Genomic DNA, 12,190 nt, shown 5'->3' with positions numbered 1-12,190 from the left:
TGCTTGTCCTTTCGACTACCCGAACCGCGAACGGTAAGGGGAAAAAATTAAGCTGCTTGAAGTTGTGAAACTTCTTCTGTGTAGTAGATTTCAGGCATCTGACCGAAGTTCACGATTACACCGGCAATGAAGTGGGGGGAGGCGTTGCCTCCGTACTTAATGCGTTTCAAAGCACTAAGCGAGATACCCAACTTTTTTGCCAGCTCTTCATCGCTGGTTAGACCAGCAATATCTTTGAGCTTCTGGATGCCCCACTTATGAACCTTTAGTTCATGCATGGTTACCTCCGTATTGAATTTGATTCAACGTTTTGTTGATGTCTCTAATCTAATACACATCTGGTTCGGTTTGCAACTCATTTTCAAGATTTTTTTTAGAAATGTTTTTGATTCGATACAAAACGGCTTGATTTAGACCTATACATGTCTCATAATTGAGACATGAAAACAAACGCAGACCTCCTGCTAGAAGCCACACAAGCACCATCCATCTCAGCAATAAGCAAAAAGATAGGAGTACCAAAACCAACCTTCAATACACAGGTACAACAAAGTAGAATCCCAACCGACACACTGGTATCAATCTCTCGCGCATACGACCTAGACATACTGACACTGCTATCAAAGCTGGAAATCATCACAGCATTCGAAGCAAGAAAAGCCAGAACCTCCGCATCACTAGGGGACTTCTCAGACGAAGAACTAGCGAAAGAGCTCTACGAAAGAACACTAAGAGAAGCACTAAACAGGAAAGACCAAGTAGCTCTCGCCGCTGAATCTGACGACCAACAAGACCTAGACGAAGGTGAAATGTACTAGTGCCCTACGACCCTTATGAACATGCAGACCAACTCGGTCTGCATGTCATAGAGGGGAACCCTGGCAAAGGGAACCGTGGACTATGGGCAGGGAACGGGATAATCATCATCCGCCCCGGACTCACCTGCATACAATTCCGTTGCACACTCGCACACGAAATCGTCCACGCAGAATACGATCCCCCAATCATCCCCCGCCACCTATCCCCCAAAGCAGAAGCAAAAGCAGACCGTATAGCAGCAGAAAGGCTCATAGACCGCAAAGAATTTAGTAGACTCGCAGAAATGTACTTTGACAACCCCACACAACTCGCCTTTGAGCTAGGCGTAACCCCAAAACTGCTTGAAACCTACATTAAGCACCACACCCCATAAGGAGACCCCCATGAAAAAATCACTTGCACTCACCGCACTAGCACTCATAACCCTCACTGGATGCTCATCCACCGAGCCAGCACCAGAAAAAACCGTCACCGTAACAGCCACCCCAGAACCAGACTCAACCACCGCAACATCAAGCGCACCTACACAAACCACTGAACCTACGCAGGAACCAACTGAAACACCAGTAGCAGCAGTACCCGAAACCAACAAAACCGTATTCACAGGGACAACCCTCAAAGGCAACGACATCCTCTTCTACATACTCCCCGCCACCAACCAAGAAAAAATTAACGAATCCGTCAAAGGCACAGGACTAACCGGATCATGGGGGGCGCTCTGCTCCGAAGGCGCGCTCAAAGAACAGCTCATGGAAACAGGCGTAATCACCACCGAAGATAACGGAAACGGACACCCCCACGTATGGAGGTCACTAAACTACGCCACCCCTGAATCAGGTAATTTCTCGGAAGATGTTTCCGCGGAAATAGGCCAATATCTCAATGAGGCGGCTTTCTCGCAAAGTGGCGACATGAAGTGTGTAGCTATGCAAACCGAATTGCGTTCAGCGGGTCAGCAGGGTTATCCCACTGCAACCATTGGTCATTACTTGGGGAACGGAACTTTAGAGAACACCATCGAAGCTCAGTAATTTCGATACCCCGGCGACATCGCCGGGGTATTTCTTTACCTGAAAGGAAACAATGCGCCCACCACTACCCCTCAACACATTGGGTGAAATCAACACCCGCAAAAAACCAAGCGGGAAGTGGGTAGCCCGCGCATACTACCGGGACGACAACGGCAAACGCCGCGACATGACAGCCACCGGCAAAACAAAAGCCGCCGCCACCAACGCACTCAAAGAAAAAGCCGCAACCTACCGCCCCATTGAACAAGCCACCGCAGACATGACACTCGCCGCCTTCACCGAACGCTGGTACGAAGAATATAAGAGCGGGGTATCTGAGAACACTGCCCGAATCTCAGAAAACATCATCCGTAATTACATAAACCCGGTAGGGCAGATACGCCTACGCGAAATCACCGTCTCATGGGTAGAAAAACAACTCACCAACGCCCTAGAAATCGTAGAATCAGGGAACACGCGCCGGGGAGGTAAGAGCACCGCCATGAGACTAAGAACCATGCTCAAAATGATTCTCGCAGAAGCCGTACGTCTCGACGCGCTACCCACCAACCCCGCCGAACACTCCAAGCCCATACAGCGCGAAAAAACAGCACCACAATCCCTCACCCCCGAACAGCTAAAACGACTACGCGCCAACATCCACCACTACTATGAGACGCACCCGGCACGCCACAAAGCAGCAACCTACGTGCCAGACCTTATAGACTTTCTTGCCGGGACAGGTTGCCGTGTAGGTGAAGCGATTTCCCTACGCTGGGAAGATATAGACTTCCAGGCGGGCATGGTGACTATCCGATCTACCGCTATAACCAACAACGGGGCATCGAAGTATCAACCGTACACTAAGACGAAAAATAATCGCGCCGTCATGCTCCCCGGCTGGCTTATCGAAATCCTGGCGGTACGCCCCCGTACCAGTGAGTACGTTTTCCCGTCCTCCACTGGGGGTATGGTCAAGTATGGGAATCTGAAAGAGAATTTTGCCCAAGCACGCGGGACTGAATTCGCAGGATGCACACCGAAGATACTCAGAGCAACCGTCGCCACGCTTATTGAGCGAGAGCTAGGGGCAGAAGCCGCAGCTCTACAGCTAGGACACGATGACGTGCAGACCACTAAACACTCGTATATTGAGCGTCGCGGAGTATCTGATGCGCGCGGTGTGCTTGGGTCACTATAAACTCACGACTTTGAAAGTCAATTCATGCAATCTCATGCAAGGTGTTATGGCATAGGAAAACCCTTATTTCACATAGAAAACAGGGGTGGATAAAGCTCATGCAACCCCTTGCAATGAACTCACTACGTCATCATTGTGATCATAACCCAGCCGGGGACATCCCCTCTTTCCTGGTCGTCGTACTGCGGTGCAGCCTGACCAAAGAAAGCGTTCATCATGGTGAGAGCGAAAAGGACTGTTTTCTTCATGGTTTCTCCTAGAGATTGAAGCGCAAAGCGCAGATTTAGAATTTGAAATTGATAAGGGATAGACCGGGAAATAGAGCAAAAACTACGGTAAGCGGCAGAATACAAAAGATGATGGGCGCCATCATGGCTATTTCTTTCTTACCCGCAGCTTCCATCAGCTGTCGTTTAGAAGAATCGCGTACGTCCTGAGCCTGTGCCCGCAATACTTCGGAAAGAGGAGTACCTCTCTCGATGGCGACGACGATTCCATCCACAAAACGTGCCAGTGGGGCGATTTCGGTTCGTGCGGAGAAATCTTGCAAGGACCTCACCAAACCATCGCCCGAACGTATCTGAGCAAGAATCTTTTTGAATTCACCCGAAAGCTCTCCACTGGAGCAACGGCAGACTCGCTCCAAGGCACCGGCAGCTGATTCACCGGCTGTGACCGAGAGAGCCATTAGCTCTGCGAGCGCGGGAAATTCTTCCAACATTTTGGATTCTCGTTTTTCAATGGTTTGTGTAAGCCACCAGTCTCGGGCCAGGTAACCGGCTACTGCTGAAAGGACGCAGATTGCTAAAGCCCCCGCCACCGAAATTTTTCCTTGAATCATTCCCAAGCCCATAAACAGGGCTGCCGCCACAAGTCCGATGAGCGACCACACCAACTGTTCTGCCCTGAAGCTTGACACCGAGAGATTTAGGCCAGAACGAATGAGGCGTTTTTCTAAAGCTGTGGTGTTGATAGTGGAATGGTTGAACCGTGCCAGAGCTGTTCGTATAAAAGGTCGCAGGACCTCGACAAAGCTCTCACCCATGCCCATCTGAGACTGTTGGGATTCATAGCGCAATGAAGCATGGATTTCCTGGGACTTCATCTGAGGTGCAATACGGTCAGAAAAGTCAACCGTGCGTCGTGCTAATAGTGCTGATGCAACCAACCATATTCCAGCTGCAAGACACAACCCAATCAAGATTTTGTGACTCATGCCAGTACCCTCCGTTCAGCAGGGAGCTCTCCAATTTTGAGCATGACGCGGTAGGCAACCACCGAGATGATGAGTCCGCCGAGCATGACCATCAGGCCTGGGAATGAGTTATAGACTTGCACGGTACCTGGCTGAGTTGCCATCAAGCACAGCACCACCCACGGTGCAACTACGGCGAGTTTGGCGGCATTTACCGTCCAGGATTGTCTCGCTTCAATTTCCGAACGAGTTCGGGCGTTTTCTCTCAAGAATTCGCTGAGTGTTCCCAACAATCTGCCCAGATCAGTACCGCCGACTTCACGAGTTACTTTGAGAGCCTCGACGATATTATCTGCAGTTGGATCAGCCATCCTCTCCTTGAACCGGTTCAAGGAGGCAACGAATTCTCCTGTAGATCGGTAGTCGGCAGAGAACAATTCAAAAGGCTCCCGAAGTTGCTCCGGTCCCCTATATTGCAGTTGCATCATTGCTTCTGGCAAAGAAAGACCAGCCCTAATAGCTGAGCGAAGATGGTCAACAACGTCGGGCCAAAGTTCACGGATGGCAGCAGTCCTTTTCTTTGCACGTTGTGCCACTAAAAATCGTGGCAAAAAGAAGCTGAGGACTGCAGTGATGAGAGCCAGATTATTAAGGGCAGTAATGACCCAGATTAACAGAGCAAGAAATCCCGCCACCAACGTGGAAAGTGCGTAAAACCGCTGTGGGCTCATCCGTTGAATATCCGCCTGGCGGAGCAGAACTGACATTTTAGATTCTGGTTTGTGCCGTTTGGTGATGGGTTGCGGCGCCTCCCAGAAAGAGAGCCATACGAGGAATACTCCGATACCCAGAACAAGCCCTATGATGGCGTTCATCGTTTATCCCCTCCCCCGCCAGATTTGAACAGGGATTCGCTGGTATATCCGGCACGCTCAAATTTATGGGATGCGGGAAGTTCTGAAGCTGTGCGCACCAGTTCATCTCCGCGGCGCTCAAAAAGAGTCGTGGTTTCAATCACTGAATTCTCTACGCGGTTGCCGAGCGCAATAATCTCGCTAACGCGGCGTCTGCCCCGATTATCTCGGCTGCAGTGCACCACGACATCGAAACAGGAAGCTACGGTGGGTACCACGAACTGGCTAGATATGTTCTCGCCAGCGAGCAGGGGCAAGGTGCACATCTTTGTGACAGCATCGCGCGCAGAGTTAGCGTGAATGGTACACATGCCCGGTAAACCCGAGTTCAACGCAATCAGCATATCCAGCGATTCCGCCTCACGTACCTCGCCGATTAACAACCGATCCGGTCTCATACGCAAAGCTTCTTTAACCAGACGGCGGAGCGGGATTTCACCGGTTCCTTCTAAGTTTTCTTGCCGGCATTGGAGACCCACGACGTCCCGCAGAGGAACCTGAAGTTCAAAGATTTCTTCGCAAGTTACGACTCTCTCGCGCTGACCGATACTTGCTGTGAGACAGTTCAACAGGGTGGTTTTACCAGCCTGGGTTGCACCTGAAACTAAGATGTTGAGCCCGCTAGCTACTGCGGCGTTGAGAAATTGCGCAGCTTCAGGAGTAAGGGAACCGAGTTTAACTAAATCATTCAATCTACGCGCGCGTGCGATGAACTTGCGAATATTAACAGACCAGTGCTGACGCGTGATATCGGGGATAACCACGTGTAGGCGCGAGCCGTCCGGTAGAGACGCATCTACAAAGGGGTTACTCAAATCGAGCCTGCGACCGGACTGCTTCAGCATTCTTTCCACCAGATAGCGAATTTGATCCTCTGTCAGGAGAAGCCCGGTTAATTCCGATTCGCCATAGCGAGCCACAAAAATTTCTGACGGAGAGTTAATCCAAATCTCCTCGATACTGGGATCATCAAGATATTTCTGCAATGAGCCAAAGCCACAAATCGTATCAATCAAGTTCTTGCGAATTTGAGCAAAGTCATCCAGTATGGGCAAGGTTCCTTTGACCATCCGAGACTCATATTGGGCGATGGACTGGTCAATAATTCGAGCGGCTTGGTCCTGGTCTGCCAGAGGATCAATGCCGCTATGGCGGATCATTTCGCGGACGTCGCTATCCAAGAGCTTATATCCGGGAAGCTTATCCAAAACTGGCATGTGAAATCCTCTGATGGCTGATGATGCGTAACTAGATGAAAGAATTACTGACAATCTATGCGCAACAATTGACATCAAACAAGCAGAAATATAGGGCTGCTGTGGAAAACTTCTTGAACTTCCCCCGATTCACTTCAACGCCACCTTTTAAAAAGAAACATTGATAAGCTACTATAAAGTTTTTGTCCCCTCTCCCACCAAGCATTGTCCCCAGTTGTGAAACAGACTACATATTTCGTCATAATTCACACACTTTACGCATGAAAGAAGCGCCAGATGAATCATCTGGCGCTTCTTATGAGATTTGTTTCTGCGAAATTATGCGTTCAGTTGATGCAATCGTTCACGTTTCTTTTCCAAGCGGGTAATCTCCGAATTTACTATTTCGAGTTTTTGTTCATTACTCATAGCATCAATCTCAGCCTGAGAATCCTCAGCGATATCAGCAAGAGCCACAACGACAGTCTCTGTTGAACCTGATTCAATGGCCTGCATTAGCTCTCGTCGGCTGACCTCCATGGTCTCCAGCTTCTGCTGGGCAGCCAGCAGGTCCCCTTCATACCGGTTCCGTTTGGTGGTGCCAAAAGGCAAATCACGCATAACGTCTACGGCTTCCATAGCCTCGCCGTCAAACTTGACTGCGCCCCTTTCCAGCACCACGCCACGATCACAAATCTGCGACACCAAATCAAGGTCATGGCTCACTACAACAAGAGTCTTACCTCTAGCGCACAGCTCCTTAATCTTTGCGAGGCATTTGCGCTGGAACGGCTCATCGCCCACCGCCAAAATCTCATCCACCAAGAAAATTTCAGGATCAGTATGAATAGCCACGGCGAAAGCTAGACGAAGGTACATACCCGATGAATAGAATTTCACTTCGGTATCGATAAAGTCGCCGATCTCAGAGAAAGCGACAATCTCATCAAATTTCGCTTCGATTTGTTCTTTTTCCATACCCAAAATCGCAGCGTTCATAAAGACGTTGTCGCGGCCCGTAAGGTCAGGATGGAAACCAGCACCGACCTCGATGAGTCCAGCGATGCGTCCTCGTGTTAGCACACTTCCGTCGTCGGGTTGCATAACTCCAGAGATGAGCTTCAACAAGGTTGACTTGCCCGAGCCGTTGTAGCCCAACAGCGCAACTCGCTCACCCTGGCGAATATTCATCGTGACGTCGTTGAGCGCATTGAACTTTTCGCTCAAATCACCCTTACGCCCTTTCACCAGCCAAATGAAAGCTTCTTTCATCGACCGCGTATGACGCAAAACAAAACGTTTAAAAAGGTGATCAATACGTATGACATCCGGGGCGTTCGCTGCCACTGGAGGTAGATCAAATATATCCAGTTTCATGATTACAACTCCTGTGCGAAGTTACCCTCGAACTTGCGAAATAAATAGTTCCCCAGCAATAGCAAAACAATAGAGACACCGAATGCAACCGGCACCCAAATCGTCAGAAGATGCGGGAACATATGCCAGTTACCTGCCTCTAACAAGAATCCCTGCTGTTCAACACTCAATGTGGGTTGCCAGAAAGCGTAGTGAAAGAGTTCGACGGCAACGCTCAGCGGATTGGTCATATAGATTTGCTCGATATGAGGAATCTGCACCTCGCGAGCCACCATGGTCCAGGAATACATCACAGGAGACAGCCATGTAGCCATCATCAAAAACATATCCACCAGGTTTTCAGAGTCGCGGAAGAACACATTGGCGACACCAAAAATCATTCCGGCAGCAAGCCCAAACAGCATAATGAGAACAATACCCACTGCCGCTGCAAGAATTTGTTTGATATCCGGTGACCACCCCACCACAAAACACGCTACGATGAGCACCAATATTTGGGGAAGAAAGTGGATAATTCCTACCCAAATAGTGGAGAGCGAGAAGAGCTGCCTCGGAAGATAAATCTTCTTGATCAATGCCCCGTTCACCACAAAGGCACGTGCGCCGTTGCTAAAACACTCTGAGAAGAAATTAATAACGATAATGCCTGAGAAAAGATATACAGAATAATTCTGTAGTCCTTTCTCAAGGCCCAAAAAGATACCCAGAGCTAAATAAAAGACCAGGAATTGAACCGCAGGTTTAATATAAGACCAGACAATGCCCAGCACCGATCCGCGGTAGCGAACCTGGATTTCCTTATCTACGAGCAGTTTTAGAAGATATCTGTGATTGAGAGCGTCCTTCAGCCCCCGGCCTCGACCGGGGGCTGAAAACTCTCGATTAGCTATATCAGTCATCGAGTAATTTCTGACTCCGTATGCTTATTGAAAGTCTCTTGCCATGCTTCGTAAGAAGCTACTTGTTCTGCAGCTTCTTTATATTGCTTACGCAAATCTGCCCAGTCGGTAAAGAGCTTGGTATGAAGCTTGGTAGCTCGTACCAAATTCTTGCGCAACTGCTGAGGGTCACGTTTGTACCAGAACACACCGGTTCCTTCAGCATTGGTCACAAGGAGCGAGTCGAATTTTGAGACAGTCCACCAGCGATTTTCTGCATAGGTGAGCTGAATTTGCGGGTTTTTCTCCGCCATCTCATCCACTGGCTTGAAGAGCTGGCGTCCCACTGTTGAAACTGCCCACGGCACCAGCTTCGAATAGCCGGGAGCATGGAAATTACGGCGGCCCTTGAACGGAGGTTTCTTCGTCTTGGGCTGCGGGTAATCGTCAATGTTGGTCTTGAGCTGTGCGTCTTGGAAGTTCTTGACCTTGCCGCGAATGACGGGCAATCGTTCGCTCAACGAAGGATGAAGATGTTCAGGACCTGAGAGCAAATCTTCAATCGCCAACAAGCGACCTTCCTCAGTGTAGTACTGCATCGACAGAGCATGCTTTACGTCGAGGAAAAGAGACTCGCGAAGAACCGACCCACCCTTTTCAAAGGGTGAGTGAATCAAAGCAGTAATGAGTCGGTTACGCTCATGGAAGTATGCCTGCCAGCCCACCGAATCGTCTTTGTCCTGCCAGGAGACATGCCACAGACCTGCTCCGGGGAAAGACACCGTTGCAATGCCCGCCTCCTTAGCGCGAAGACCGTATTCGGCATCGTCCCATTTAAGGAAGAGGGGAAGGGACAAGCCAATCTTCTTGATGACCTCGGTGGGAATGAGGCACATCCACCAGCCGTTGTAGTCTACGTCGACACGGCGATGCATCCAGTGCGTGCTACGCAGGTTGCTTTTCGCTAAATCGTGACCCAAGGACATGTCTTCGTGGGGTCGATCGTAGAAAGTTCGCCAAGGGTTTACAACCTCGCCGAATGCGTGAAGAACTGAACGGTCGAACATGTCAAACATGTGTCCACCCACAATGGTGGGGTTCTTGCAGTAGTCGGCAAAAGTAATAAGGCGCAGAATTGATTCTGGTTCAACCACGACGTCGTCGTCCAGCAACAAAACGTAGTCGCTACCATTGTTTACCGACTCATACATGCCGCGACCGAACCCGCCTGATCCGCCCAGATTACTCTGGTTGATAATGCGGAATTTACCAGAGAGAGGCTTAACGGCATTTTCAAAATCGGGGTGATCGGCTACCTTATCGGTACCTTGATCCACGATAAGAATTTCCTGAACAGACTCTAAAGCATCGAGATTTTCGCCCAGGGAGCGAATGTTATTGATGCAGTATTCAACCTTGTTCATCGTGGTAATTTGAACAGTTGCTTTGCCGCCGTCTTGACCCAAACGTGGTTCGATATCGCCCTGCCACTCAGCTTCCTGCAGAATCAGGTCACTCTTTGTGGCTGTGAGGTCGAACCAGTACCAGCCACCATCACCAAACGGGGCAAGAGTGAGCTGGAAAGTAGAGGTAGCGACGCCAGAAACGACTTTTGCGTCCACGCGCTGAATCACACCACGTGCGTTCGACTTATACACCACGATCATGCCGTCGCCTTCGGTCCTCAGCTGAAGGTTGACCGAATCTAGCTCTGTCCAACGACGCCAGTAGGACGCGGGAAAAGCATTGAAATACGTACCAAATGAAACTGTCTTACCAGCATCGATTTTGGTGGAACGGCGTCCTAAAACATCGGGAGATGCAGAACGTGAAGGAGCGTTTGCGTCCGTTTTCAACTCTTGAACTGCTGCTGCCTCTGCGATGGCGTCCGCGGCGTCGCCGTCCATACGAGTAGGAAGTTGAACACCAGTGGCGCTACCGCTATCGATGTATAGAGGGATGACGTCCGTCTGCACTGCTTCGGGCAGAATGATTCGTTGCAAGGTACGAAGAGACTTCGTCTTTGGGGTGGGGGTAGCAGTCATCTTATGCATCCACCCCGCCTGCTTCGAGCTTCTGTCCATTTTCAAAATGAGGCTTAATCTTGTTGTCGAACATAGATAGTGCCGCGCCAATAGCCATGTGCATGTCAAGGTACTTGTAGGTACCCAAACGACCGCCAAAGAGAACCTTGTCTTCACCCTTTGCAAGGTCGCGGTATGCCAAAAGCTTCTCGCGGTCGACAGAGGTGTTCACCGGGTAGTATGGCTCATCGCCCTTCTCAGCGAATCGGGAGAATTCGCGCATAATAACGGTGGCGTCCTTCGTGTAATCACGCTCGGGGTGGAAGTGGCGGAATTCGTGGATGCGGGTATAAGGCTGATCTGCATCGGGGTAGTTCATCACTGCGCAACCCTGGAAATCCTCGATGGGAAGAACTTCTTGTTCCAAGTCGATGGTGCGCCAGGAGAGGTCGCCTTCTGCGAAATCGAAGTAGCGATCGACCGGCCCAGTGTAAATCACGGGAACCTGCCCGATAACGTTAGAGCGAGAATACTCATGACCGTCTTCGAAGAAATCGGTATTGAGGTGAACTTCGATGTTTTCGTGTGCGGCCATGCGCTCAAGCCATGCGGCGTATCCATCTACCGGCAAACCTTCATACTTGTCGTTGAAGTAGCGGTTGTCATAGTTGTAGCGAACTGGCAAGCGCGAAATGATAGATGCCGGTAAGTCAGCGGGATCAGTCTGCCACTGTTTTGCAGTGTAATGCTTGATGAAAGCCTCGTAGAGCGGACGACCGATGAGCTGGATGCCCTTATCGTTGAGGTTCTGAGGATCGGTACCAGCCAACTCGCCCGCTTGCTCCTGAATAAGTGCTTTTGCTTCAGCAGGGGAATAAGCGACGTTGAAGAACTGGTTGATGGTTCCCAGGTTAATAGGCATGGGATAGACCACGCCGTTGTGGTTGGTGTACACCTTATGAACGTAGTTGGTGAAGTCAGTAAAGCGGTTGACATATTCCCAGACACGTTCATTTGAAGTATGGAAAAGGTGAGCACCGTACTGGTGAACCTCAATACCAGTCTGCTCTTCTTTCTTACTGTATGCGTTGCCACCAATATGCGAGCGACGGTCCAGAAGCGCTACCTTGAGACCTAGTTCGGTTGCAGCACGCTCTGCGATGGTCAGACCAAATAAGCCCGAACCTACGACTACGAGATCAGCGTTCACAAAATACTCCTGTACTTCTGGTTTCCTAGCCTGCGCTAGAAGTAATTATTTTTGACCGATGGCGAGCGAATCTACAGATCTACACCTTCTGACAAAACTACCTGATGATTTATTCTAACGTGCTTTGCTAACTCACATTTTTTATACTCTTCAGAGAATTTTCTGAGCTCACCTGGGGAAAACATCGAAACACTCAGAAATATTCAGTTAATTTTAAGGGATTTTCTGAGATTTCATTGAGTTATCCACAGGTTGAAGGGACCCCCGTTGCACAAGAGAGAGCGCTTTATTCTTATTAAGAGATGCACCGAAAATTTTTACTCGCACTCAGTGAAAACGAACATCTTTTAGTTCTTAAGGTTGAAG

At 49.7% G+C, this 12,190-nt stretch carries 12 protein-coding genes and 1 pseudogene; 4 read left to right on the top strand and 9 right to left on the bottom strand.

Going from position 1 to position 12,190, the window contains the following annotated elements:
• Positions 1-47: 47 nt before the first annotated feature.
• Positions 48-278: a hypothetical protein gene (locus IDM48_RS04260; RefSeq protein WP_145173095.1), complete on the bottom strand. Its 231-nt coding sequence runs from the start codon at positions 276-278 to the stop codon at positions 48-50.
• A gap of 162 nt (positions 279-440) precedes the next feature.
• On the opposite strand from IDM48_RS04260, the gene IDM48_RS04255 reads away from it, so the two are divergent.
• From IDM48_RS04255 to IDM48_RS04240, 4 genes are read left to right on the top strand one after another with little or no spacing between them, the layout of a single operon-like run.
• Entirely contained in the window at positions 441-818 is a 378-nt protein-coding gene (locus IDM48_RS04255) for a hypothetical protein (protein WP_145173098.1), read from the top strand.
• On the top strand, positions 818-1,192 hold the full coding sequence (locus IDM48_RS04250) for an ImmA/IrrE family metallo-endopeptidase (RefSeq protein ID WP_190618184.1): 375 nt from the start codon (positions 818-820) through the stop codon (positions 1,190-1,192). The genes IDM48_RS04255 and IDM48_RS04250 overlap by 1 nt, the downstream gene beginning before the upstream one ends.
• Before the next feature lie 10 nt (positions 1,193-1,202).
• A complete protein-coding gene (locus tag IDM48_RS04245) occupies positions 1,203-1,850 on the top strand; it encodes a hypothetical protein (protein WP_190618182.1) in 648 nt (215 codons plus the stop codon).
• Positions 1,851-1,902: 52 nt separating this feature from the next.
• Positions 1,903-3,030 carry a tyrosine-type recombinase/integrase gene (locus tag IDM48_RS04240; protein WP_190618180.1) on the top strand — a complete coding sequence of 376 codons (1,128 nt, stop codon included), beginning with the start codon at positions 1,903-1,905 and terminating at the stop codon, positions 3,028-3,030.
• Positions 3,031-3,152: 122 nt separating this feature from the next.
• Here the strand turns inward: IDM48_RS04240 and IDM48_RS11725 are convergent, their stop codons facing one another.
• The 8 genes and pseudogenes from IDM48_RS11725 to glf all read right to left on the bottom strand — a co-directional run bounded on the left by IDM48_RS11725 (position 3,153) and on the right by glf (position 11,824).
• The gene (locus IDM48_RS11725; RefSeq protein ID WP_274382301.1) at positions 3,153-3,278 is read right to left on the bottom strand and encodes a hypothetical protein; all 126 of its coding nucleotides are present in this window, start codon (positions 3,276-3,278) and stop codon (positions 3,153-3,155) included.
• Between the two features lie 35 nt (positions 3,279-3,313).
• Positions 3,314-4,246, bottom strand: coding sequence for a type II secretion system F family protein (locus IDM48_RS04235; RefSeq protein WP_068171630.1), 933 nt, complete (start codon positions 4,244-4,246; stop codon positions 3,314-3,316).
• Complete coding sequence (locus IDM48_RS04230) at positions 4,243-5,100, bottom strand: type II secretion system F family protein (protein ID WP_145173388.1); 858 nt, start codon at positions 5,098-5,100, stop codon at positions 4,243-4,245. Before IDM48_RS04230 ends, IDM48_RS04235 begins: the two co-directional genes overlap by 4 nt.
• Positions 5,097-6,356 (bottom strand): TadA family conjugal transfer-associated ATPase, encoded by a 1,260-nt coding sequence (locus IDM48_RS04225; RefSeq protein WP_190618179.1) that lies wholly within the window; start codon positions 6,354-6,356, stop codon positions 5,097-5,099. Before IDM48_RS04225 ends, IDM48_RS04230 begins: the two co-directional genes overlap by 4 nt.
• 594 nt (positions 6,357-6,950) lie before the next feature.
• Positions 6,951-7,712 (bottom strand): annotated as a pseudogene (locus tag IDM48_RS04220) (ABC transporter ATP-binding protein); the annotation flags it as partial.
• A 2-nt stretch (positions 7,713-7,714) separates the two neighbouring features.
• A complete protein-coding gene (locus IDM48_RS04215; RefSeq protein ID WP_068171639.1) occupies positions 7,715-8,611 on the bottom strand; it encodes an ABC transporter permease in 897 nt (298 codons plus the stop codon).
• Complete coding sequence (locus IDM48_RS04210) at positions 8,608-10,644, bottom strand: glycosyltransferase (RefSeq protein ID WP_238398045.1); 2,037 nt, start codon at positions 10,642-10,644, stop codon at positions 8,608-8,610. The genes IDM48_RS04215 and IDM48_RS04210 overlap by 4 nt, the downstream gene beginning before the upstream one ends.
• Positions 10,637-11,824: a UDP-galactopyranose mutase gene (gene glf / locus IDM48_RS04205; protein ID WP_190618174.1), complete on the bottom strand. Its 1,188-nt coding sequence runs from the start codon at positions 11,822-11,824 to the stop codon at positions 10,637-10,639. The genes IDM48_RS04210 and glf overlap by 8 nt, the downstream gene beginning before the upstream one ends.
• Positions 11,825-12,190: the final 366 nt, after the last annotated feature.

Source organism: Rothia amarae (genome assembly GCF_014705945.2).
Lineage (GTDB): Bacteria > Actinomycetota > Actinomycetes > Actinomycetales > Micrococcaceae > Rothia > Rothia amarae.
The sequence above is the reverse complement of the archived record's forward strand: the minus strand, read 5'-3'. Positions and strand labels throughout refer to the sequence as shown.

Excerpts from the sequence above, each read along its gene's own strand:
- IDM48_RS04225 (WP_190618179.1), bottom strand. The coding sequence starts at position 6,356 with ATGCCAGTTTTGGATAAGCTTCCCGGATATAAGCTCTTGGATAGCGAC.
- IDM48_RS04230 (WP_145173388.1), bottom strand. The coding sequence starts at position 5,100 with ATGAACGCCATCATAGGGCTTGTTCTGGGTATCGGAGTATTCCTCGTA.
- IDM48_RS04235 (WP_068171630.1), bottom strand. The coding sequence starts at position 4,246 with ATGAGTCACAAAATCTTGATTGGGTTGTGTCTTGCAGCTGGAATATGG.
- IDM48_RS04215 (WP_068171639.1), bottom strand. The coding sequence starts at position 8,611 with ATGACTGATATAGCTAATCGAGAGTTTTCAGCCCCCGGTCGAGGCCGG.
- IDM48_RS04245 (WP_190618182.1), top strand. The coding sequence starts at position 1,203 with ATGAAAAAATCACTTGCACTCACCGCACTAGCACTCATAACCCTCACT.
- IDM48_RS11725 (WP_274382301.1), bottom strand. The coding sequence starts at position 3,278 with ATGAAGAAAACAGTCCTTTTCGCTCTCACCATGATGAACGCTTTCTTT.
- IDM48_RS04255 (WP_145173098.1), top strand. The coding sequence starts at position 441 with ATGAAAACAAACGCAGACCTCCTGCTAGAAGCCACACAAGCACCATCC.
- IDM48_RS04210 (WP_238398045.1), bottom strand. The coding sequence starts at position 10,644 with ATGCATAAGATGACTGCTACCCCCACCCCAAAGACGAAGTCTCTTCGT.
- IDM48_RS04240 (WP_190618180.1), top strand. The coding sequence starts at position 1,903 with ATGCGCCCACCACTACCCCTCAACACATTGGGTGAAATCAACACCCGC.
- IDM48_RS04260 (WP_145173095.1), bottom strand. The coding sequence starts at position 278 with ATGCATGAACTAAAGGTTCATAAGTGGGGCATCCAGAAGCTCAAAGAT.